At 71.7% G+C, this 22,386-nt stretch carries 20 protein-coding genes; 18 read left to right on the forward strand and 2 right to left on the reverse strand.

Going from position 1 to position 22,386, the window contains the following annotated elements:
* Positions 1–19 precede the first annotated feature (19 nt).
* From OG514_RS20860 to OG514_RS20910, 11 genes are all read left to right on the forward strand, one after another.
* Positions 20–682, forward strand: coding sequence for an AAA family ATPase (locus OG514_RS20860; RefSeq protein ID WP_266896935.1), 663 nt, complete (start codon positions 20–22; stop codon positions 680–682).
* Between the two features lie 147 nt (positions 683–829).
* Positions 830–1,570, forward strand: a complete 741-nt coding sequence (locus OG514_RS20865) for an enhanced serine sensitivity protein SseB (RefSeq protein WP_266896937.1) — start codon at positions 830–832, stop codon at positions 1,568–1,570.
* Between the two features lie 130 nt (positions 1,571–1,700).
* The gene (locus OG514_RS20870; RefSeq protein ID WP_266896939.1) at positions 1,701–2,492 is read left to right on the forward strand and encodes an enhanced serine sensitivity protein SseB C-terminal domain-containing protein; all 792 of its coding nucleotides are present in this window, start codon (positions 1,701–1,703) and stop codon (positions 2,490–2,492) included.
* A 360-nt stretch (positions 2,493–2,852) separates the two neighbouring features.
* Complete coding sequence (locus tag OG514_RS20875) at positions 2,853–3,881, forward strand: ABC transporter permease (RefSeq protein ID WP_266896941.1); 1,029 nt, start codon at positions 2,853–2,855, stop codon at positions 3,879–3,881.
* Positions 3,882–3,990: 109 nt separating this feature from the next.
* The gene (locus OG514_RS20880; RefSeq protein WP_266896943.1) at positions 3,991–5,760 is read left to right on the forward strand and encodes an ABC transporter substrate-binding protein; all 1,770 of its coding nucleotides are present in this window, start codon (positions 3,991–3,993) and stop codon (positions 5,758–5,760) included.
* A 114-nt stretch (positions 5,761–5,874) separates the two neighbouring features.
* Positions 5,875–6,873: an ABC transporter permease gene (locus OG514_RS20885; RefSeq protein ID WP_266896945.1), complete on the forward strand. Its 999-nt coding sequence runs from the start codon at positions 5,875–5,877 to the stop codon at positions 6,871–6,873.
* Positions 6,870–7,973 (forward strand): ABC transporter ATP-binding protein, encoded by a 1,104-nt coding sequence (locus OG514_RS20890; protein ID WP_266896947.1) that lies wholly within the window; start codon positions 6,870–6,872, stop codon positions 7,971–7,973. The genes OG514_RS20885 and OG514_RS20890 overlap by 4 nt, the downstream gene beginning before the upstream one ends.
* A gap of 8 nt (positions 7,974–7,981) precedes the next feature.
* A complete protein-coding gene (locus OG514_RS20895; protein WP_266896949.1) occupies positions 7,982–9,082 on the forward strand; it encodes an ABC transporter ATP-binding protein in 1,101 nt (366 codons plus the stop codon).
* A 123-nt stretch (positions 9,083–9,205) separates the two neighbouring features.
* A complete protein-coding gene (locus OG514_RS20900) occupies positions 9,206–9,883 on the forward strand; it encodes a trimeric intracellular cation channel family protein (RefSeq protein WP_266896951.1) in 678 nt (225 codons plus the stop codon).
* Between the two features lie 24 nt (positions 9,884–9,907).
* Positions 9,908–10,765, forward strand: a complete 858-nt coding sequence (locus OG514_RS20905; RefSeq protein WP_266896953.1) for a thioesterase family protein — start codon at positions 9,908–9,910, stop codon at positions 10,763–10,765.
* Positions 10,766–11,015: 250 nt separating this feature from the next.
* A complete protein-coding gene (locus tag OG514_RS20910; protein WP_266896955.1) occupies positions 11,016–12,179 on the forward strand; it encodes a cysteine desulfurase family protein in 1,164 nt (387 codons plus the stop codon).
* A gap of 38 nt (positions 12,180–12,217) precedes the next feature.
* Here OG514_RS20910 and OG514_RS20915 read toward each other — a convergent pair whose 3' ends face one another.
* Positions 12,218–12,877 (reverse strand): N-acetylmuramoyl-L-alanine amidase, encoded by a 660-nt coding sequence (locus OG514_RS20915; RefSeq protein WP_266896957.1) that lies wholly within the window; start codon positions 12,875–12,877, stop codon positions 12,218–12,220.
* 61 nt (positions 12,878–12,938) lie between these two features.
* On the opposite strand from OG514_RS20915, the gene mnmA reads away from it, so the two are divergent.
* On the forward strand, positions 12,939–14,081 hold the full coding sequence (mnmA, locus tag OG514_RS20920) for a tRNA 2-thiouridine(34) synthase MnmA (protein WP_266896959.1): 1,143 nt from the start codon (positions 12,939–12,941) through the stop codon (positions 14,079–14,081).
* A gap of 58 nt (positions 14,082–14,139) precedes the next feature.
* Here the strand turns inward: mnmA and OG514_RS20925 are convergent, their stop codons facing one another.
* On the reverse strand, positions 14,140–14,928 hold the full coding sequence (locus tag OG514_RS20925) for an alpha/beta fold hydrolase (protein ID WP_266896961.1): 789 nt from the start codon (positions 14,926–14,928) through the stop codon (positions 14,140–14,142).
* A 106-nt stretch (positions 14,929–15,034) separates the two neighbouring features.
* Between OG514_RS20925 and OG514_RS20930 the strand changes: the two genes are divergently transcribed.
* From OG514_RS20930 to gatC, 6 genes are all read left to right on the forward strand, one after another.
* Positions 15,035–15,574 (forward strand): TIGR00730 family Rossman fold protein, encoded by a 540-nt coding sequence (locus OG514_RS20930; protein ID WP_266896963.1) that lies wholly within the window; start codon positions 15,035–15,037, stop codon positions 15,572–15,574.
* Between the two features lie 7 nt (positions 15,575–15,581).
* Positions 15,582–16,280, forward strand: a complete 699-nt coding sequence (locus OG514_RS20935) for an SDR family oxidoreductase (protein WP_266896965.1) — start codon at positions 15,582–15,584, stop codon at positions 16,278–16,280.
* Between the two features lie 2 nt (positions 16,281–16,282).
* On the forward strand, positions 16,283–17,299 hold the full coding sequence (locus tag OG514_RS20940) for a methionine synthase (RefSeq protein ID WP_266896967.1): 1,017 nt from the start codon (positions 16,283–16,285) through the stop codon (positions 17,297–17,299).
* 32 nt (positions 17,300–17,331) lie between these two features.
* Complete coding sequence (gene ligA / locus OG514_RS20945; protein WP_266896969.1) at positions 17,332–19,512, forward strand: NAD-dependent DNA ligase LigA; 2,181 nt, start codon at positions 17,332–17,334, stop codon at positions 19,510–19,512.
* Positions 19,513–19,863: 351 nt separating this feature from the next.
* Positions 19,864–21,978, forward strand: coding sequence for a bifunctional diguanylate cyclase/phosphodiesterase (locus OG514_RS20950; protein ID WP_266896971.1), 2,115 nt, complete (start codon positions 19,864–19,866; stop codon positions 21,976–21,978).
* A gap of 106 nt (positions 21,979–22,084) precedes the next feature.
* Entirely contained in the window at positions 22,085–22,381 is a 297-nt protein-coding gene (gatC, locus tag OG514_RS20955) for an Asp-tRNA(Asn)/Glu-tRNA(Gln) amidotransferase subunit GatC (protein WP_015036350.1), read from the forward strand.
* The last annotated feature ends 5 nt before the right edge of the window (positions 22,382–22,386 follow it).

Below are 22,386 nucleotides of genomic sequence, written 5' to 3' on the forward strand. Positions count from 1 at the left end.
CCCGGCAGGGGGAGAAGCGATGAGGATCCAGCACACCGGCGCATACGCGTCGAGTACCGGCATACCGTCCCAGCGAGCCCGCGCCCGCACGCGTGGCCGCGGGCGGCTCCTGCGCGACCTGCGCGAGCGCGGCGGCCGCGGCCCCCGCGCCCTCACCTTCGCCGCCGGCGACCTGGTGGTCGTCTCCGGGCTGCCCGGCAGCGGCAAGTCCACCCTCATGAAGCGCGCCGCCGAGGGCGGCGGCATCGACTCCCAGGACACCCGCGAGCACTGGGAGGCCCGCATGCCCCGCCTCCTGCCGTACGCCCTCTACCGGCCGCTGGTCCGGCTCGCCCACTACGCCGGTCTCTGCCGCGCCCTGCGCTCCGGCGCCGGGGTGATCGTGCACGACTGCGGCACCCAGTCCTGGGTGCGCGGCTGGCTCGCCCGGGAGGCCCGCCGACGCGGCCGGGCCCTGCACCTGATCCTCCTCGACGTCACCCCCCGGACCGCCCGCCAGGGCCAGCGCACCCGCGGCCGGGGCGTCTCCTCCTACGCCTTCGCCCGGCACCGGCGGGCCGTCGGCCGGCTCGTCCGGGCCGCCGAGTCCGGCCGCCTGCCGCACGGCTGCGCCTCCGTGACCCTGCTCGACCGGGACGCGGCGGACCTCCTGCGGAAGATCGGCTTCCGCGAGGCCGCCTGACGGGACCGTCGGAGGAGAGCACCTCCCCGGCGGTGCTCCGGCGTGCGCTCGTACCCTTGCCTTTTGGCCACGGCGGTGCCGGGGCGGCGTTAGGGTGCTGCCGGGGCGGCCGGTGCGGCAGGCCGTGCGAGAAGGGGAAACGGGACCGTGGACGTGACGTGGCCGGGCAATGAGCTCGAAGAGGTCCTTGCCGCCTCCCTCGGCAACCCCTCGGCGGGCGCCCGCCTGGTCGAGGTGCTCGGCCGCAGCCCGGTCTGGGTGCCGCTGCCCAACGGCGGCGGACCCGACAGCACCGACCTCGACCTCGCCACGATGGAGATCGACGGCGCGGCGTACGTCCCCGTCTTCAGCTCCGAGGCGCAGTTCCTCGCCTGTGTCGGCGACCACATGTCGTTCACCGTCGCCCCGGCCCGCGACTTCGCCCGCGGCCTGCCCCCGCAGCTCGGCATCGCCGTCAACCCCGGCGGCATCGTCGGCGTCCCGCTGCCCCCGCCGGCCGTCGCCGAGCTGTGCCGCGTCGGCCGCACCCCGCTCGACGGCCCCGCCAGCGGCGGCCGCGTCCGCCTCTTCGAGCCCGACTGGCAGGACGACCCCGTCGACTTCCTCGCCGCCGCCTCCGCCGAGTTCGAGGCCACCGGCGTCGTCACCACCGCCCGCCGCGCCCTCGCCAGCATCGAGGGCACCGAACCCGCCCTCTTCGTCGGCGTCCAGCTCGCCGGCTGGGACGGAGTCGACCGCAACGCGCCCCTGGACGCCCTCGGCCGCGCCCTCGGCCGCGTCGAGTGCGCCTGGCCGGTCAACCTCATCCTGCTCGACATGGCACAGGACCCGGTCGGCGACTGGATGCTGGAGCGGGTGCGCCCCTTCTACCAGCGCGCCGCCGTGTGACCGGTGGCCTGTTTAAGCTGAACTTCTCGACAGCAGGACAGACGTCGGCAGGACGGGCGTCGACAGGACGGACGTCGGCCAGGACGGACGTCGGAACAGACGTGGTGACGGAAGAGGGGCGGGACACAGGGTGAGCGCGTCAGGCACCGCTGCGACCGGACAGGTCGAGCACATGCTGCGCCAGGTGGCACCCGGACGCTACGACGCGTACGAGCAGCTGCTGCACGCCCTCGCCGACGGCGAGCTCTGGATGCTGCTCTGGCACGGCTCAGCCGGCTCGTCCGACGCCCAGTACGGGAACATGGAGGTCGACGGCTTCGGCTACGCGCCCTGCGTCACCTCCGCTCAGGAACTCGCCGCCTCCGGCTGGCACCGCGCGCACGAGCTCGTCACCGGCCGGGAGATCGCCCGCGCCCTCTACCCCGACCGCTGGGGCATCTGGCTCAATCCGCACGCCCCCGGCGGTGGCCTCGGCATCCCCTGGGCCGACCTGCGCCGGATCGCCACCGGCCTCGACCGGATGCCGGCGGGACCGCTGCGGGTCACCGAGCCCAGCCTGGAGATCCCGCAGTTCTACGCCCTGCTCACGCAGAACGCGCACCGCACCCCGGCCGTCCGGGCGCTGCGCCGCGGCTGGGTGCAGCCCGCGCTCGGCTCCCCGTACCTCGTCATCGGTCTCGATCTGTACGACACCTCGCCCGCGGCCGTCGACACGGTCCGGGCGATGATGCGCCAGTCCATCGGAGCCGTACCCGAGGGACTGCCCGTCTCGACGGTCGCCCTCTCCGACGCGTACGACCCGGTGGCCCTCTGGCTGCGGGCGAACGGGCGCCCGTTCTACGACCGCGAGGCACACGCCGGACGCGGAGCGGCGGCCGTTCCCGGGTACGGATACCCGCCGCCGGCGCCGTCCGGATACTGAGACGCGCCCTTCTCGCATACCGCCCCACCAGCCTCCGGAGTTCGCTCCGGAGGCTTTCGTTCGCCCCAATTCAGCACCCGGAACGCCCGGTTGAGGGACATGTCCGAAAAGGGGGAAGAGGCCCCGAGATGGTCCGCTCACGTGATCACGACGTCCGGATAACGGAAGTCGCAGCACCGCATCACGTTTGAGCAAACATTCCTCGTCAGGGCTGGCGGGTGATCACAAGCGCATTGAAGACTCCCCGGAACACCGGGTGTTCGGCTCCTTTCGAGCAGGTGCCCAGCAGTTGTTCCACCGAGCCGCTACCCGCGGCGGGCAAGGGCCGGCTACCGGCGGCCGAGAGGGGTCCTCACCACGATGACGGCACCACTGCACGAGAAGAGTGCGGGCGAGTCGACCGACACCGTCGATGGCGCGCCCGACGCACCCGGCACCCCGGACACCACCGGCACCGTCGGCAAGGCGATCGAGGGCCGCTCGCCCTGGCAGATCGCCTGGACCCGCCTCAAGCGCGACAAACTGGCCCTCGCGGGCGCCTTCATCGTCGTCTTCCTCGTCCTCGTCGCGCTCTTCGCGCCGGTCATCGTGGGCCTCCTGGGCCACCCGCCGGACGAGTTCCACGAGGACCAGATCGACCCGCTCTTCGGTACCCCGATCGGCTCCTGGGGCGGCGTGAGCTCGGACTTCCTCTTCGGAGTCGAGCCCGTCAACGGCCGCGACGTCTTCAGCCGCATCGTCTACGGCGCCCGGATCTCGCTGCTCGTCGCCTTCCTCGCGGCGGTCTTCGCCGTCGTCCTCGGCACGATCCTCGGCATCATCGCCGGCTACTTCGGCGGCTGGATCGACGCGGCCCTCAGCCGGGTCATGGACGTGATGCTCGCGTTCCCGCAGCTGCTCTTCACGATCGCCCTGGTCTCCGTCCTGCCGAACGAACTCCTCGGCCTCGACGGCTCGGGCGTCCGCATCGCCGCCCTGGTGCTCGTCATCGGCTTCTTCGGCTGGCCGTACGTGGGCCGCATCGTCCGCGGCCAGACCCTCTCGCTGCGCAACCGCGAGTACGTCGAGGCCGCCCAGAGCCTCGGCGCCGGCCGCCTCTACATCCTGCGCCGGGAGCTGCTGCCCAACCTGATCGCCCCGATCACGGTCTACGCGACCCTCATGATCCCCACCAACATCCTCACCGAAGCGGCGCTCAGCTTCCTCGGCGCGGGTGTGAAGCCGCCCACCGCTTCCTGGGGACAGATGCTGTCGACGGCCATCACCACCTACGAGTCGGACCCGCTGTTCATGGTGATCCCCGGCTTCGCGATCTTCATCACCGTTCTGGCGTTCAACCTCTTCGGCGACGGCGTGCGTGACGCGCTCGACCCGAAGGGCTCCCGCTGACCGTTCGCCGACGATCCGCAAGACCCGCCCCTGCCGCTGTCGACAGGAGGCTCATCCCCAATCGGCGGACCGCCGTTACGGCCGCCACTATCCGGAGGTTGCGAGACCCATGACTCTGATGAGCTCTCAGAGGCGCAGAATCGCCGCGGGCGCGCTGCTCGCGGCGGCCACGATGGTCGTCACCACCGCCTGCGGCGGCGACACCGGCGGCAGCGGCGACAAGGGCAAGGGCGGTGCGCCCGGCTTCAACGCCGGCGTGAACAAGGTCGCCAACGCCTCCACCAAGAAGGGCGGCGAGCTGAAGTTCATCGGCTCGCAGGAGGCCGACTCGTGGGACCCGCAGCGCGGCTACTACGGCTTCGTCTGGGACTTCCAGCGCTACTACACGCGCCAGCTGGTCACCTTCAAGAGCGAGCCGGGCGCGGCCTCCACCGAGCTGGTCCCGGACCTCGCGACCGACGCCGGCAAGGTCTCCGCCGACGGCCTGACCTACACCTTCACGCTGAAGGACGGGGTGACCTGGCAGGACGGCAAGCCGATCACCTCGAAGGACATCAAGTACGGCATCGAGCGCATCTGGGCCCAGGACGTCATCTCCGGCGGCCCGATCTACCTCCAGCAGGTCCTCGACCCCAAGGGCGAGTACAAGGGCCCGTACAAGGACACCTCCGCGGACAAGCTCGGCCTGAAGGCGATCGAGACCCCGGACGACAAGACCATCATCTTCAAGCTGCCGGTCGCCAACGGTGACTTCCTGCAGATGCTGGCCATGCCCGCCGCCTCCCCGGTCCGCCAGGACAAGGACACCAAGGCCAAGTACGGCCTGGACGTGTTCTCCTCCGGCCCGTACAAGTGGGAGTCGTACACGCCGAACAAGTCCATGAAGCTTGTCCGCAACGACAAGTGGGACGCCAAGACGGACACCGTCCGCAAGGCGCTCCCGGACAAGATCAGCGTCACGTTCACCACGAACGCCGACGACATGGACAACCGTCTGGTCGAGGGCGAGTACGACCTCGACATCAACGCGACGGGCGTCGGCGCCTCCGCCCGCCAGAAGGTGCTCCAGCAGCACAAGGGCAACGTCGACAACCCGCAGACGGGCTTCATCCGCTACGCGGTCTTCCCGCAGACGGTCATCCCCAACATCGAGTGCCGCAAGGCCATCATCTACGCGGCCGACTCCAAGTCGCTGCAGACCGCCCGTGGTGGCCCGCAGGCCGGTGGCGACATCGCCTCCAACATGCTGCCGCCGGCGATCAAGGGTGCCGACCCGAAGGCCGACCCGTACGGCAAGCTCGGCGGCGCGCCGGACCTCGCCAAGGCCAAGGAAGCGCTGAAGAACTGCGGTAAGCCGAACGGCTTCAAGACCACGATCGCGGTCCGCAACAACAAGAAGATCGAGATCGCGACCGCCGAGTCCCTCCAGCAGTCGCTGAAGGCCGTCGGCATCGACGCCCAGATCGACCAGTTCGACGGCGCCCAGACGTCCGGCATCATCGGTTCGCCGAAGGTCGTCAAGGAGAAGGGCTACGGCATCATCATCATGGGCTGGGGCGCCGACTTCCCGACCGGTCAGGGCTTCCTGCAGCCGCTGGTCGACGGCCGCTTCATCCTCCAGAGCGGTAACAACAACTTCTCGGAGCTGAACGACAAGGCCGTCAACGGCCTGTTCGACCAGGCGCTGAAGGAGACCGACCCGGCGAAGGCCGGCGAGCTCTACAAGCAGATCAACACGAAGGTGTCGGAGGCCGCGGTCTACCTGCCCTTCACCCACGAGAAGAACATCATCTGGCGCAGCTCCCGGCTGACCAACGTCTACACGGCGGACGCCTACAACGGCCGCTACGACTACGCGTCGCTCGGCGTCGTCAAGTAATCCGACCCGCTTCACCGGCGCAACACCCGCCGCCAGGTCCGAAGGGCAGGTGATGGCCGAGGGCGGCGGCCGGGGAACCCGATCGGGATCCCCGGCCGCCGACCGGCCGACCGCATGCTTGCATACATAGTCCGGCGACTCTTCGCAGTCGTCGTGATGCTGCTCGTCGTCACTCTGGTGACGCTCAGCATCTTCTTCCTCATCCCCAAGATGACCGGCAGCGACCCTGCCGCGATGTTCGTCGGCAAGCAGGCGGATCCGGCTTCCATCGAGGCCATCCGGCAGAAGCTCGGCCTGGACGAGCCGATCCTGGTGCAGTTCTGGCACTTCGTCTCCGGCATCTTCGTCGGCCGTGACTACACCGGTGGTGGCGACACCATCCACTGTGCGATGCCCTGCTTCGGCTACTCGTTCCGCACCGAGCAGGACGTCTGGTCGATGCTGGTCGACGCCTTCCCCGTCACCCTCTCCATGGTCATCGGCGCCGCTGTGCTCTGGCTGATCCTGGGTGTCTCCACGGGAGTCGTCTCCGCGCTCAAGCGGGGCACGATCATCGACCGCGCGGCCATGATCACCGCGCTCGCCGGTGTCTCGCTGCCCATCTTCTTCACCGCCATGCTGGCGATGCTGGTCTTCCGCACCCAACTGGGCTGGCTCAACGCCTCGTACGTGCCGATCACCGAGTCCTTCGGTGGCTGGTTCGGCGGTCTGCTGTTGCCCTGGGTGACCCTCGCCTTCCTGTACGCGGCGATGTACGCGCGGCTCACCCGCGCCACCATGCTGGAGGTCCTCGGCGAGGACTACATCCGTACCGCACGGGCCAAGGGCCTCCCGGAGTCGGTCGTGCTCGGCAAGCACGCCATGCGCTCCACCATGACCCCCATCCTGACCATCTTCGGCATGGACCTCGGCGCCCTCGTCGGCGGCGCGATCCTGACCGAGACCGCGTTCAGCCTCCACGGCCTCGGCGGCCTCGCCATCAAGGGCGTGAGCGAGCGTGACCTGCCGCTGATCCTGGCCGTCACGCTCATCACCGCAGCCTGCGTCGTCATCGCCAACCTCGTCGTGGACCTGCTGTACGCCGTGATCGACCCCCGAGTGAGGCTCGCATGACGGACAAGCTGACGAAGACCGGCGCGGCGGTGGGAGAACCCGTCGCCACCGGGTCCGCCCCCTCCGACGCCTTCCTCGACGTGCGCGACCTGAAGATCCACTTCCCGACCGACGACGGTCTGGTCAAGTCGGTCGACGGTCTCAGCTTCCAGCTGGAGAAGGGCAAGACCCTCGGCATCGTGGGCGAGTCCGGCTCCGGCAAGTCGGTCACCTCGCTCGGCATCATGGGCCTCCACACCGTCGGCCAGTACGGCCGGCAGAAGGCCCGCATCTCCGGCGAGATCTGGCTCGACGGGCGCGAGCTGCTCTCGGCCGACCCGGACGAGGTCCGCAAGATGCGCGGCCGCGACATGGCGATGATCTTCCAGGACCCGCTGTCCGCGATGCACCCGTACTACTCGGTCGGCAACCAGATCGTGGAGGCGTACCGCGTCCACAACAACGTCGACAAGAAGACGGCGCGCAAGCGGGCCGTCGAACTCCTCGACCGGGTCGGCATCCCCGAGCCCGCCAAGCGGTTCGACAACTACCCGCACGAGTTCTCCGGCGGCATGCGCCAGCGCGCGATGATCGCCATGGCGCTCGTCAACAACCCCGCGCTGCTCATCGCCGACGAGCCGACCACCGCGCTCGACGTGACCGTGCAGGCGCAGATCCTCGACCTGATGCGGGACCTCCAGAAGGAGTTCGGCTCCGCGGTCGTCATCATCACCCACGACCTCGGCGTCGTCGCCGAGCTCGCCGACGACATCCTCGTCATGTACGGCGGGCGCTGCGTCGAGCGTGGACCGGCCGAGTCCGTCTTCTACGAGCCGCAGCACCCCTACACCTGGGGCCTGCTCGGCTCGATGCCGAGGATCGACCGCGACCAGACCGAGCGGCTCATCCCGGTCAAGGGCAACCCGCCCAGCCTCATCAACATCCCGAGCGGCTGCGCCTTCAACCCGCGCTGCCCGTACGCGGACGTCCCCAAGGGCGGCATCACGCGCACCCAGCGGCCGGAGCTGGCCCTGGCCGGGGACCGCCACTTCTCGGCCTGCCACATGCCGCAGGAGGAGCGGACCCGCATCTGGACCGAAGAGATTGCGCCGAAACTGTGAGCGACAACATGGAACCTCTGCTCAAGGTCACCGGCCTGAAGAAGCACTTCCCCATCAGGAAGGGCCTTCTCCAGCGCCAGACCGGCGCGGTCAAGGCGGTCGACGGGATCGACTTCGAGGTCCTGCCCGGTGAGACCCTCGGCGTCGTCGGCGAGTCCGGCTGCGGCAAGTCCACGATGGGCCGCCTGATCACCCGACTCCTCGAACCGACCGACGGCACGGTCGAGTTCCAGGGCAAGGACATCTCGCACCTCGGCGTCTCGGGCATGCGCCCGTTCCGCCGGGACATCCAGATGATCTTCCAGGACCCGTACGGCTCGCTGAACCCGCGCCACACGGTCGGCACGATCGTCTCGGCCCCCTTCAAGCTCCAGGGTGTGGAGCCCGAAGGCGGCGTGAGGAAGGAGGTCCAGCGCCTGCTGGGTCTGGTCGGCCTGAACCCGGAGCACTACAACCGCTACCCGCACGAGTTCTCCGGCGGCCAGCGCCAGCGCATCGGCATCGCCCGCGCGCTCGCCCTCAAGCCGAAGCTGGTGGTGGCGGACGAGCCGGTCTCGGCCCTGGACGTCTCCATCCAGGCCCAGGTGGTCAACCTCCTGGACGACCTCCAGCAGGAGCTCGGCCTCACGTACGTGATCATCGCGCACGACCTGTCGGTCATCCGGCACGTGTCGGACCGCATCGCGGTGATGTACCTCGGCAAGATCGTGGAACTCGCGGACCGCAAGTCCCTCTACGAGAACCCGATGCACCCGTACACCCGCGCCCTGATGTCGGCGGTCCCGATTCCGGACCCCCGCCGCCGAGGCGCGAAGAGCGACCGCATCCTCCTCACCGGCGACGTCCCGTCCCCGATCGCCCCGCCCCCCGGCTGCCGCTTCCACACCCGCTGCTGGAAGGCCACGGACCTCTGCAAGAGGCAGGAGCCCCCGCTCGTGGAGCTCCGTCCGGGCCAGCGGGTGGCCTGCCACCACCCGGAGAACGCGGAGTCCCTGACGATCCCGGGCGCGAGGGAGTCGGTGGAGATCACGAAGGCCCCGGAGCCGGCGACGGAAGCGCCTGCCAAGACGTCCGAGCCCGTGGCAGAGGACGACGCACCGAAGGCGTGACACAGGAAGGCCCCTGGTGCCCTACGGCACCAGGGGCCTCCGTGCGTGCGGGGGTTCGGGGGCGAAGTCCCCGAACCGGGGAGCCCCCGCAGCCCCCACGGGAACAACCGGCACAATTGGTCGGTGCTCCACGACCTGTTCACCCCCTCCGTCCAACACGCCCTCGATCTCGTCGGCATCTTCGTCTTCGCCATCTCCGGCGCCCTCCTCGCCGTCCGCAAGAACTTCGACGTCTTCGGCATCGCCGTCCTCGCCGAGGTCACCGCCCTCGGAGGCGGTCTCATCCGAGACCTGATCATCGGCGCCGTACCGCCCGCCGCCTTCACCGATCTCGGCTACTTCCTCATGCCCCTGATCGCCGCGGTTCTCGTCTTCTTCCTCCACCCGGAGGTCGAGCGCACCCAGAACGCCGTGAACGTCTTCGACGCCGCCGGCCTGGGCCTCTTCTGTGTGACCGGTACGACGAAGGCGTACGACTACGGCCTCGGGCTGACCTCCTCCGCCGCGCTGGGTCTCGCGACGGCCGTCGGCGGCGGTGTCCTGCGGGACGTGCTCGCCAACGAGGTCCCTTCGCTGCTGCGCTGGGACCGGGACCTGTACGCCGTCCCCGCGATCGTCGGCTCCGCGATGGTCGTCCTCTGCATCCGCTTCGACATGCTCAACGCGTGGACCAGCGGCGCCGCCGTCCTCACCGCCTTCGTCCTCCGCCTGCTGGCGATGCGCTATCACTGGCGCGCGCCCCGCGCCTGGAACCGGCGGTCCTCCGCACGCGAGGAACCGCAAAAAGCTACCGCTCAGTAGCTACCCTGGGGTACCGTCGAAACCATGAGCACGAGTACCGAGATCCCCGTCGCGACGACCCGCGAGAGCGAGTTCGACCGCGACACCGCCGTCGTCCTCCGCGAGCCCGGTGTCTACGACGCCGACCTCTCCGCCGGCTGGACGATCATCCACGCGGTCAACGGCGGCTACCTCCTCGCTCTGCTCGGCCGCGCCCTCGGCGAGCACCTCCCGCACTCCGACCCGTTCACGATCTCGGCGCACTACCTCACGCCGTCCGTGCCGGGCCCCGCGGTGATCAGGACCGAGACCGTACGCACCGGCCGGACGCTCTCCACCGGCCAGGCGTCCCTCTTCCAGTACGCGGAGGACGGCACCGAGGTCGAGCGGATCCGGGTCCTCGCCTCGTACGGCAGCCTCGACGCGCTCCCCGACGACGTCCGCACCACCGCGACGCCCCCGGCGATGGCCGCCATCGAGAACTGCTTCTCCGCCTCGGACGGCCCGACGCCGCAGATCCCCGGCTCCTCGGCGATCGCGGACCGGCTCGACCTCCGGCTCGACCCGGCCTGTGTCGGCTGGGCGATCGGCGCGCCGTCGGGGAAGGGCGAGATGCGGGCGTGGTTCGGCCTCGCGGACGGCCGTGAGCCCGACGCGCTGTCGCTGCTCCTGACGGTCGACGCGCTGCCGCCGACCTCCTTCGAGCTGGGCCTCAAGGGCTGGACCCCGACCGTCGAGCTCACCACCCACATCCGCTGCCGCCCGGCCCCCGGCCCGCTGCGGGTCTCCATCACCACCCGCAACCTCGCCGGCGGCTTCCTGGAGGAGGACGCGGAGGTCTGGGACAGCGCCGACCGCCTGGTGGCCCAGTCCCGCCAGCTGGCCCGCGCACCGCGCGGCTGAAGAAGGACCGGGTCGCGTAGGGCCCCGGTCCGGGCCCGGTGCGCCGGGTCTCGTGGGGCCCCGGTCCGGGCCCGGTACGCGGGTCCCGCGCCGGGTAGGACCACGCCCGGCCCACGGCGCGGCCGACCGGAGACGGGCTCCCCGAAGTCCTCTGGGGCCGGTGCCGCCGCGCCCGGCCCCCGGCGTGGCCGGCGGCGTAAACCGGCCACCCGCCGGGACCGCCGCCGTGGGCTCGTAGAATCGACCCACCATGGCTTACCTCGACCACGCCGCGACCACGCCCATGCTGCCCGAGGCGATCGAGGCGATGACCGCCCACCTCGCCGTCACGGGCAACGCCTCCTCCCTGCACGCCGCCGGACGGCGGGCCCGGCGGACCGTCGAGGAGGGGCGCGAGACGCTCGCCGCCGCCCTCGGCGCCCGGCCGAGCGAGGTCGTCTTCACCTCCGGCGGCACCGAGGCCGACAACCTCGCCGTGAAGGGCCTCTACTGGGCCCGCCGCGACGCCGACCCCCGCCGCACCCGCGTCCTGTCCAGCCCGGTGGAGCACCACGCCGTGCTCGACGCCGTCGACTGGCTCGCGACCCACGAGGGCGCGGACGTCGAGTACCTGCCGGTGGACCGGTACGGCAGGGTGCACCCCGAGGCCCTGCGCGAGGCGATCGCCCGCGACCCCGACTCCGTCGCCCTCGCCACCGTCATGTGGGCCAACAACGAGATCGGCACCGTCATGCCGGTCCGTGAACTCGCGGACGTGGCCGCGGAGTTCGGCGTGCCGCTGCACGCCGACGCCGTCCAGGCCGTCGGCCAGGTCGAGGTCGACTTCGCCGCGTCCGGGCTCGCCGCGATGACCGTCTCCGGCCACAAGATCGGCGGCCCCTACGGCATCGGCGCACTCCTCCTGGGCCGCGAGCACACCCCTGTACCCGTGCTGCACGGCGGCGGCCAGGAGCGGCACGTCCGCTCCGGCACCCTGGACGTGCCGGCCGTCGCCGCCTTCGCGGTCGCCGCCCGGCTCGCCACCGAACGCCGCGAGGAGTTCGCCCGCGAGATCGGCGCGCTGCGCGACGAGCTCGTGACCGCCGTCCGGGCCCTCGTCCCCGACGTCATCCTCGGCGGCGACCCCGTCGAGCGGCTCCCCGCCAACGCCCACTTCACCTTCCCCGGCTGCGAGGGCGACTCCCTGCTCCTGCTCCTGGACGCGGCCGGGATCGCCTGCTCCACCGGTTCCGCCTGCACCGCCGGCATCGCCCAGCCGAGCCACGTCCTGCTCGCCACCGGTACCGATCCGGACCTGGCCCGGGGCACCCTGCGCTTCTCGCTCGGCCACACCTCCACCGAGGAGGACATCGCGGCGGTCACGGACGCGATCGGCCCGGCCGTGGAACGGGCGAGGACCGCCGGCCTCAGCTGACGTCCGGACGCCTCGGCCGACGTCCGGGCGGAAGGCACTCACGCGAGTGCCTTCGGCGCCTCCCGCACCAGCTTCAGATAGCGGTCCCAGTCCCAGTGCGGACCGGGGTCGGTGTGATCGGTGCCCTCGACCTCCACGTGCCCGATGATGTGCTCCCGGTCCACGGGTATCCCGTACCGGGCGCATATGTCGGCCGTCAGCCGCGCCGACCCCGCGTACATCGCCGCCGTGAAGTCCTGCGGCCGGTCGACGAAGCCCTCGTGCTCGATGCCGATGCTCCGCTCGTTCATGTCACGGCTCCCGGCGTGGAAGGCGACGTCGAGCTCCCGGATCATCTGCGCCACATGCCCGTCCTTGCGGACCACGTAGTGCGCGGCGGCCCCGTGCCCCGGGTCCTTGAAGACCTTCAGCGCGGTCGCGTAGCTGCCCTGCACGACATGGATCACGACCCGGTCGATCCGGTAGTCGTCCGGCCGGTCGGCCCGCCGCCAGTTCGCCCGCGACGCCGAGGTCCACTCGGCGGCCCGGTGGTCGAGCTCGCCCTCGACCCGCTTCTTCTCCATCCCCGGCAGCCGCCACCAGGCGCGCGCCAGCTCGTCCCTGGCCAGCGCGGCCGTGCCCAGCACGGCGACCCCGCCGCCGAGCAGCACCGCGCGCCGCCCCACCCGCCTGTCCGAACCCTTCGCCCTGCTCCCCATGCCACCGAGAACGCTTACTACCGCGACTCTGGTTCCCGGCGCCCCGTACCCTGGTAGGGCTATGACTCAGACTCCGCCCCCGCGCCCCCTCCGCGTCCTCGCCGCCATGTCGGGCGGAGTGGACTCCGCCGTCGCCGCCGCCCGTGCCGCCGAAGCCGGTCACGACGTCACCGGCGTGCACCTCGCCCTCTCCGCGAACCCGCAGTCCTTCCGTACGGGAGCGCGCGGCTGCTGCACGATCGAGGACTCCCGTGACGCGCGCCGGGCGGCCGACGTCATCGGCATCCCGTTCTACGTGTGGGACCTCGCCGAGCGCTTCCGCGAGGACGTCGTGGACGACTTCGTCGCCGAGTACGAGGCCGGCCGCACCCCCAACCCGTGCCTGCGCTGCAACGAGAAGATCAAGTTCGCCGCGCTGCTCGACAAGGCGCTGGCCCTGGGCTTCGACGCGGTCTGCACCGGCCACTACGCGACGGTCGTCCTGAACGAGGACGGCACCCGTGAACTGCACCGGGCCTCCGACATGGCGAAGGACCAGTCGTACGTCCTCGGCGTGCTCGACGAGAAGCAGCTGGCGCACGCGATGTTCCCGCTGGGCGACACCCTCACCACCAAGGACGAGATCCGGGCGGAGGCCGAGCGGCGCGGGCTCGCGGTCGCGAAGAAGCCCGACAGCCACGACATCTGCTTCATCGCCGACGGCGACACCCAGGGCTTCCTCGCCTCCCGCCTGGGCAAGGCGGAGGGTGACATCGTCGACGAGGCGGGCGCGAAGGTCGGCACCCACGAGGGCGCCTACGGCTTCACCATCGGCCAGCGCAAGGGCCTGCGGATCGGCCACCCGGCCGCGGACGGCAAGCCCCGCTACGTCCTCGACATCTCGCCGGTGAACAACACGGTCACGGTGGGCCCCGTCGAGGCCCTGGACGTCACGGGCCTGACCGCGATCAAGCCCCGCTGGTGCGGCACCGCGCCGGAGGGCGAGGGCCGCTACACCGCCCAGCTCCGTGCCCACGGCGGCGAGACCGAGGTGACGGCGTCCCTGACGGACGGCGAGCTCACGGTCGCCTTCGACGAGCCGGTCCGCGGCGTCGCCCCGGGCCAGGCGATCGTGCTGTACGACGGCACGCGCGTGGTCGGCTCCGCCACCATCGCCACGACGACCCGCCGCACGGCGACGGCGGCGGCGACAGCGACGGCGTAGTCCTCCCGGGCCTCCCGGCCCCTCCCGGCAGGTCCCAAGGCCCCACCGCGGAGGCCGCTCAGGCCGCCTCCACGGTCTCCCGGTCCTCCGTGAGGAACTCCTCCAGGACCGGGGCCAGGACGTGCGGGCCCACCTCGTGCGTCTGGCCGGTCAGGGTCCGGTGCCGGGCCCGGGGGAGCGCGCCCGTCACGGCACGGGCCGCGTGCCGGGTCCCCGCCGGGCTCGCGCCCCCGTCGACCACCAGAACGCGCGCGTGGACCCCGGCGAGGAGCCGCTCCGGCACCGCCCCGTCTCCCAGGACGGCGACGTCGTACGCGAGGGTGTGCACCAGGTCCGCGACCCCGAACCGCAGCTCCTCGGGCACGGCCGAGTCCGCCAGGAACAGGTCGAGCGCCGCGGCCCGCCGACCCTGGCCGAGCAGCGCGGCGACCTGCCGCCACCGCTCGGCGGCCTCCGCCGAGTACGGCGGCTCGTACACCGACACCGCTCCCGCCGGCAGCCCCGCGGCCACCGCGGCGAGGGCGAGCACGCCCCCCGTACCCACCCCGTGCAGCGCGGCCCCCGCCCCGGCCTCGCCGACCACCGCGGCCAGGTCCTCGAACTCCCGCTCCACCGCGTACGGCCCCGTGTCGCCGCTTCCGCCGCGCCCCCTCCGGTCGTACGCCACGACCGAGAAGCGCCGGGCGAGGAGCCCGCCCAGCGAACGCTCGCCCTCGGCCGTCCCCAGGGCGCCGCTCACCAGGACGAGCGGCGGCCCGTCCCCGTACCGCTCGTAGGCGATCGGCGTCCCGTCCCGTGACGTGACCCGTCCCCGAACCCCGCTCAGCGTGGTGCTCACCTCGTCCATGGCAGGTGAGACCGGACCCGTCACCGGAACTCATCGGCGCCCGGCGGGATTTCCCGAAAAACTTCAGGCGGCGCCGAAGCCGCTGGTCACGGCCTACGGTGGGGCCATGAACATCTGTGTCTTCCTCTCCGCGGCCGACCTCGACGAGCGCTACACGACCCCCGCCCGCGACTTCGCGCGGCTCCTCGGCAAGGCCGGCCACACCCTGGTCTGGGGCGGCTCCGACACCGGTCTGATGAAGGTCGTCGCCGACGGCGTCGAGGAGGCGGGCGGCCGGCTCGTGGGCGTCTCCGTCGACTTCCTCGCCCACAAGGCCCGTCCGAACGCGGACGAGATGGTCGTCGCCGGGGACCTGGCCGAGCGCAAGGCGCTCCTCCTCGCCAAGTCCGACGCGATCGTGGTCATGGTCGGCGGCACCGGCACCCTCGACGAGGCCACCGAGATCCTGGAGCTGAAGAAGCACGGCAAGCACACCAAGCCGGTGGTCCTGCTCAACACGGCCGGCTTCTACGACGGTCTGAAGGCCCAGTTCCGCCGGATGGACGAGGAGGGCTTCCTCCCGATCCCCCTCACCGAGCTCGTCTTCTTCGCCGAGGACGCTCCCACGGCCCTCGCCCACCTGGAGGCGAACATCGCCGCCCGCTGATGCGAGCATGGTGACCATGGCTACACATGTGATCACCGGAGCCGGTTCCGGCATCGGCGCGGCCGTCGCGCGCCGCCTCCACGCGCGCGGGGACGAACTCGTGCTCCACGCGCGCGACGCGGGGCGGGCCAAGGAGCTCGCCGCGCAGTTCCCGGGCGCCCGCACGCTCGTCGGGGACCTCGCCGACCCGGACCGGCTCTCCTGGGCGTTCTCGCACCAGACCATGCCGGAGCGGGTGGACAGCCTGCTGCACATCGCGGGCGTCGTCGACCTCGGGCCGATCGGGGACCTCACTCCCAAGACCTGGCACCACCAGCTCAACGTCAACCTGATCGCCCCCGCCGAACTGACCCGGCACCTGCTGCCCCAGCTGCGGGTCTCCCAGGGCCACGTCGTCTTCGTCAACTCGGGCGCCGGGCTCGCCGCGCACGCCGAATGGGGCGCGTACGCCGCCTCCAAGCACGGCCTCAAGGCCCTCGCCGACTCCCTGCGCCACGAGGAGCACGGCAACGGCGTGCGGGTCACCTCGGTCTACCCGGGCCGTACCGCGAGCCCCATGCAGGCCAAGGTCCACTCCCAGGAGGGCAAGGAGTACGACCCGTCGAGGTGGATCGACCCCGAGTCGGTCGCGACGGCGATCCTCACCGCCATCGACCTGCCGCGCGACGCGGAGATCAACGACCTCACCGTTCGCCCGGGACGCTAGACATGAGCGAGACGAAGGCTGAAGACGACCGCGTGCTCTTCGGGCCCGCCACCGGCGTCGGGTCCATGCCCGGCGGCGACGCCCGCGAGACCGCGAAGACCGTCACCGGGTCCTTCGAGGACTTCCCGTTCCTGGCCGAGCTGCCCGCCCGGGGCCCCGGCGCCGACATGATCGGCCGGACCATCGGGATGCTCGTCGACTTCTACGCGCACGTGGAGCCGAGCGGCTGGCGGATCAGCGACCGCCCCGGCCGCGACACCAGGCGGGCCAGGTCCTGGATGGGCGAGGACCTGGACGCCCTGGAGGAGTTCACCCAGGGGTACGAGGGTCCGCTCAAGGTGCAGGCCGTAGGCCCCTGGACGCTCGCCGCGGCCCTGGAGCTCCACGGCGGCGAGGCGGCCCTCGGCGACGCCGGCGCCTGCCGCGACCTCGCCGGCTCGCTCGCCGAGGGACTCCACGAGCACCTCGCGGACCTGCGCAAGCGGATCCCGGGCGCCCGGCTCGTCCTCCAGCTCGACGAGCCCTCGCTCACCGCCGTCCTGCGCGGTCACGTCCGTACCGCAAGCGGCTACCGCACCTACCGGGCCGTCGACCGGCAGGTCGTGGAGAGCGCGCTGCGCGAGGTGATCGCGGTCCACGACGGGCCGGTGGTCGTCCACTCCTGCGCCCCCGACGTCCCGTTCGCACTCCTCCGGCGGGCCGGCGTCTCCGGCGTCTCGTTCGACTTCTCGCTGCTCACCGAGCGTGACGAGGACACCATCGGCGAGGCCGTGGAGGGCGGTACGAAGCTCTTCGCCGGTGTGGTGGCGTCCGCCGACGGCCCATTGTCCGACCCGGGCGGTAGCGTCATGGGTGTCAGGACGCTGTGGCGCAGGCTGGGGCTGAACCCGGGGACTCTCGCGGAGTCCGTGGTGGTCACTCCCACGTGCGGGCTCGCAGGCGCTTCGCCCGCCTACGCCCGCGCGGCGCTCGCCCACTGCGCCCGGGCGGCGAGATCGCTCGCGGACAACCCAGAGTGACCGGGTTTCGAGGCACGGGAGGACGGACGAAGGTGGCAGTCGAACAGGGGGCCCTGCCCGCCGAGGCACGGGAGAAGCACGCCGAACTGGCCGAGCAGGTCGAGGAGCACCGCTTCCGGTACTACGTGAAGGACCGGCCGGTCATCAGCGACGGCGACTTCGACAAGCTCCTGCGCGCCCTGGAGGCGCTGGAGGAGGAGTACCCGGAGCTGCGCACGCCGGACTCCCCGACGCAGAAGGTCGCGGGGCAGTACGAGACCGAGTTCACCTCGGTGGAGCACCGCGAGCGGATGCTCTCCCTCGACAACGCCTTCGACGACGAGGAGCTGGCCACCTGGGCCGAGCGGGTCGCACGGGACGTCGGCACCCCCGACTTCCACTACCTGTGCGAGCTCAAGGTCGACGGTCTCGCGGTCAACCTCACCTACGAGCACGGTCGGCTGACCCGGGCCGCCACCCGCGGCGACGGCCGCACCGGCGAGGACATCACGCCCAACGTCCGGACGATCGCCGACATCCCGGACCGGCTGCACGGGGACCGCGTCCCGGACCTCGTGGAGATCCGCGGTGAGGTCTACTTCCCGATGGAGGCCTTCGAGGGGCTCAACGCCCGCCTGGTGGAGGCCGGCGACAAGCCCTTCGCCAACCCGAGGAACGCGGCGGCGGGTTCGCTCCGCCAGAAGGACCCCAAGGTCACCGCCTCCCGCCCGCTCCACATGGTCGTCCACGGCATCGGCGCCCGCGAGGGCTTCGCCATCGACTGCCTCTCCCACGCCTACGAGCTGCTGCGCGAGTGGGGCCTGCCCACCGCCCGGCACAACAGGGTGGTCGGCTCGCTCGACGAGGTGCGGGAGTTCATCGCGTACTTCGGCGACAACCGTCACTCCGTGGAGCACGAGATCGACGGGGTCGTCGTCAAGCTCGACGAGATCCCGCTCCAGGGCCGGCTCGGCTCCACCGCGCGCGCCCCGCGCTGGGCGATCGCCTGGAAGTACGCGCCGGAGGAGGTCAACACCAAGCTGATCGACATCAAGGTCGGCGTCGGCAGGACCGGCCGGGTCACCCCGTACGCGCAGGTGGAGCCGGTGACCGTGGCCGGTTCCGAGGTCGAGTTCGCCACCCTCCACAACCAGGAGGTGGTGAAGGCCAAGGGCGTCCTCATCGGCGACACCGTCGTGCTGCGCAAGGCCGGCGACGTCATCCCGGAGATCCTCGGGCCCGTCGCGGACCTGCGGGACGGCAGCGAGCGGGAGTTCGTGATGCCCGTCGAGTGCCCGGAGTGCGGGACGCCGCTGAAGCCGATGAAGGAGGGCGACATCGACCTCCGCTGTCCGAACGCCCGGACCTGCCCGGCCCAGCTGCGCGAGCGGCTCTTCTTCCTCGCCGGGCGCCAGTGCCTGGACATCGAGAACTTCGGTGCGGTGGCCGCGGCGGCGCTCACCCGCCCCCTGGAGCCGGCCGAGCCGCCGCTGCTCGACGAGGGCGACCTCTTCGACCTCACCATCGAGCAGCTGCTGCCGATCAAGGCGTACGTCCTCGACCCGGACAGCGGACTGCCCCGGCGGGACCCGAAGACCGGCGAGGAGAAGATCGTCACGGTCTTCGCCAACCAGAAGGGCGAGCCGAAGAAGAACGCCCTGTCGATGCTGGAGAACATCGCGGCCGCGAAGACGCGCCCGCTGGCCCGCTTCATCAACGGTCTCTCCATCAGGCACGTGGGGCCGGTCGCGGCCGAGGCGCTGGCCCGTGAGTTCCGCTCCCTCGACCGGATCGAGCAGGCGACCGAGGAGGAACTGGCCGCCGTCGACGGGGTCGGCGGGATCATCGCGACCGCGGTGAAGCAGTGGTTCGCCGAGGAATGGCACCGCGAGATCGTGCGCAAGTGGCGCGCGGCCGGGGTCGCTCTGGAGGACGAGGGCGCCGGGGAGGACGTGGGCCCGCGTCCGCTGGAAGGCCTCACGGTCGTGGTGACCGGCACCCTGGAGAAGTTCACCAGGGATGGCGCAAAAGAGTCCCTCCAGAGCCTCGGAGCGAAGGTGACCGGTTCCGTTTCGAAGAAGACCGCCTTCGTCGTCGTCGGTGAAAACCCTGGTTCGAAGTACGACAAGGCGATGCAGCTGAAAGTTCCGGTTCTGGACGAGGACGGCTTCGCGATCCTGCTCGAACAGGGGCCCGAGGCCGCCAGGGAGGCCGCTGTACCCGTCGCCGAGTAACATCCCGACCCTCTCGCGAGGGCCCCGCCGAGCCCTCGCGACGGCCCCGCCAGGCCCTCGCGACAGCCCCGCGCAGCTCACCCGTTCGGCGCATACCAGATCGTTACGGGTGGCCAGGTCGCATTCGGGCAAGAGAGGGAGAGCGCTGCCCGTCGGAGCCCTCGGCGGCCTACTGTGGTGACAGTGCGTCTTGTCCTGCACGGCCGCGCGAGGGCTCTGCCCGTCGTGGCGTCAGGACATCGGCCCCCGTGGCACGTGTAACGGCCGCCCGACGGAAGCCGCATGACGGACGGCCGCGGGCACGCGGCCCATGGCACACCGACGGCACCGCCGCCTGTGAGAGGGACGGGAATGGAACCGACCGAGAGCGCCGCCCCGGTCCCACGGCCGCACGGCCGTGCGGGATCCCCGGGCTTCACCTCCCGGCTGCCCGCAGCCGTGGTGGGCACCGCCGCCGTCGTACTCGTCGTAGGGCTCCAGCAAGCCCTGAGCGCCGGCACCGGACTCTTCCCCGGCGGGGTCACCGGCTGGTCCCTCGCCGTCCTCACCGGCCTCATCGTCGGCCACCTGGTCGCCCTCGGCCGCGACCGCTGGTGGGGAGGCACCGGTTCGGGCGCCGCCCTCACCCTCGCCGTCCTCCTGCTCTACGGCTGGGTGCCCGCCGGACTCGTCTCGCTGACGGTCGTCACCCTGGTCGGCGCCGCCCGCCGGCACCGCTGGCGCCAGGGCCTGCTGCACGGCGCCGCCGACATCCTCGGCGTCGGCGCCGCCGCCCTCGTCCTCGCCCTCTTCGACGACGTCCCCACGGTCGAACAGCCCTGGCAGCCCCTCGACTGGACGATCGGGGACCTCCCGGAAGTCGTGCTCGCCGCCACCACCTACCTCGTGGTGACCCGGCTCCTCCTGTGGTACACGCTCGCCCCCCAGGGCCGCGGACTGCCCACCGTCGCCCGCACCGCCCTCCTGCGGCAGGGCCTCGTGGCCGTCGCGCTGCTCGGCATCGCCCCGCTGATCTGCGTCGTCGCCGCCACCCGACCCGTCCTGCTGCCGCTCTTCGCCGTCCCCCTCATCGCCCTCGACTCCACCCTGTGGATCGCCCGCGCCCGCGCCGAGGAGCAGCTGCGCGACCCGCTGACCGGACTCCCCAACCGCCAGTGGCTCCTGGAGCGGGCCTGGACCGCTCTGGAGGAGGCCGAAGGCGAAGGGGCCCGCGCCGCCCTCGTCCTGATCGACCTCGACCGTTTCCGATCGGTCAACGACACCCTCGGACACCTCGCGGGCGACCGGCTGCTCCTCCAGATCGCCGAGCGGCTCCGTCTCGCCCTGCCCCGAGGCGCCGAGGCCGCCCGCCTCGGCGGCGACGAGTTCGCCGTCCTGCTGCCCACCGCCGACTCCACCACCAGCGCCCAGCGGGTCGCCCGTCACCTCGTCGCCGAACTCTCCTCCCCGCTCGACCTCGACGGACTCACCCTCGTCCTGGAGGCCAGCGCCGGCGTCGCCGTCTTCCCCGACCACGCCCTCGACGCCGAGGGCCTGCTGCGCCGCGCCGACGTCGCCATGTACCAGGCCAAGCGCGACCGCACCGGCGTCGAGGTCTACGAGTCCAAGCGCGACTCCAACACCCCCGACCGGCTCGGCCTCCTCGGCGACCTGCGCCGCGCCCTCGACGCCGGCGAGGTCGAACTCCACTACCAGCCCAAGGTCCGCTTCGACGGCCAGGTCGCCGGACTCGAAGCGCTCGTCCGCTGGGTCCACCCCGAGCGCGGCAAGGTCCCGCCGGACGAGTTCATCGCCATCGCCGAGTCCTCCGGCCTGATGCCCCACCTCACCGAATACGTCCTGGAGACCGCCCTCGCCCAGGTCGCGCGCTGGCGCGCCCAGGGCCTCAACGTGCCGGTCGCCGTCAACGTCTCCCCGCGCGACGTGCACACCCCCGGCTTCGCGGGCGCCGTCGCCGCCCGGCTCGCCCGCCACGGCGTCCCGGCCGGAGCGCTCCAGCTGGAGATAACGGAGCACGTCCTCCTGGAGGACCCCCAGCGCGCCGCCGACACGCTCAACGGCCTCACCGGCCACGGCGTCAAGATGTCCCTCGACGACTTCGGCACCGGCTACTCCTCGCTCGTCCATCTGCGCCGGCTCCCCGTCAGCGAACTGAAGATCGACCGCTCCTTCGTGGCCCGGCTCGCCGTCGACACCGAGGACGCCGAGATCGTCCGCTGCACCGTCGACCTCGCCCACTCCCTCGGCCTCCTCGTCGTCGCCGAGGGCGTCGAGGACGACGAGACCTGGGAGCGCCTGCGCGACCTGGGCTGCGACGCCGTCCAGGGCTGGCTGGTCGCCGCCGCGATGCCGCCCGGCGAGGCCACCGCCTGGCTGCTGGCCCGCGGCGAGCACGGCTGGCGCCGACCCGCCGACATCGCCGCCGAGATCGCCGTGGACCAGCCCTCCGGCCACGTCGTCCAGTAGGCCGTGTCACCCCGGCGCGACGACCCCGGGCAAACCGTTTCACGGGCAGCGGCACCGGCCCCATAGGATGGGCCCACACCATTAAGCTCACCCCGTGAGGATCCGCATGCCTGGCATCACGCGCGAGGAGGTCGCCCACCTCGCACGGCTGGCGCGTCTGGAGCTGAAGGGCGAAGAACTCGATCACTTCGCCGGCCAGCTCGACGACATCATCGGCGCGGTCGCCCGCGTCTCCGAGGTCGCCGACCAAGACGTACCGCCGACCTCCCACCCGCTGCCGCTGACCAATGTCATGCGCGCGGACGAGGTCCGTCCGTCGCTCACCCCCGAGCAGGCGCTCTCCGGCGCCCCGGCCCAGGAGCAGCAGCGTTTCAAGGTGCCGCAGATCCTGGGGGAGGACTAACAGTC

The sequence above is a fragment of the Streptomyces sp. NBC_00572 genome, assembly GCF_026341815.1.
GTDB lineage: Bacteria > Actinomycetota > Actinomycetes > Streptomycetales > Streptomycetaceae > Streptomyces.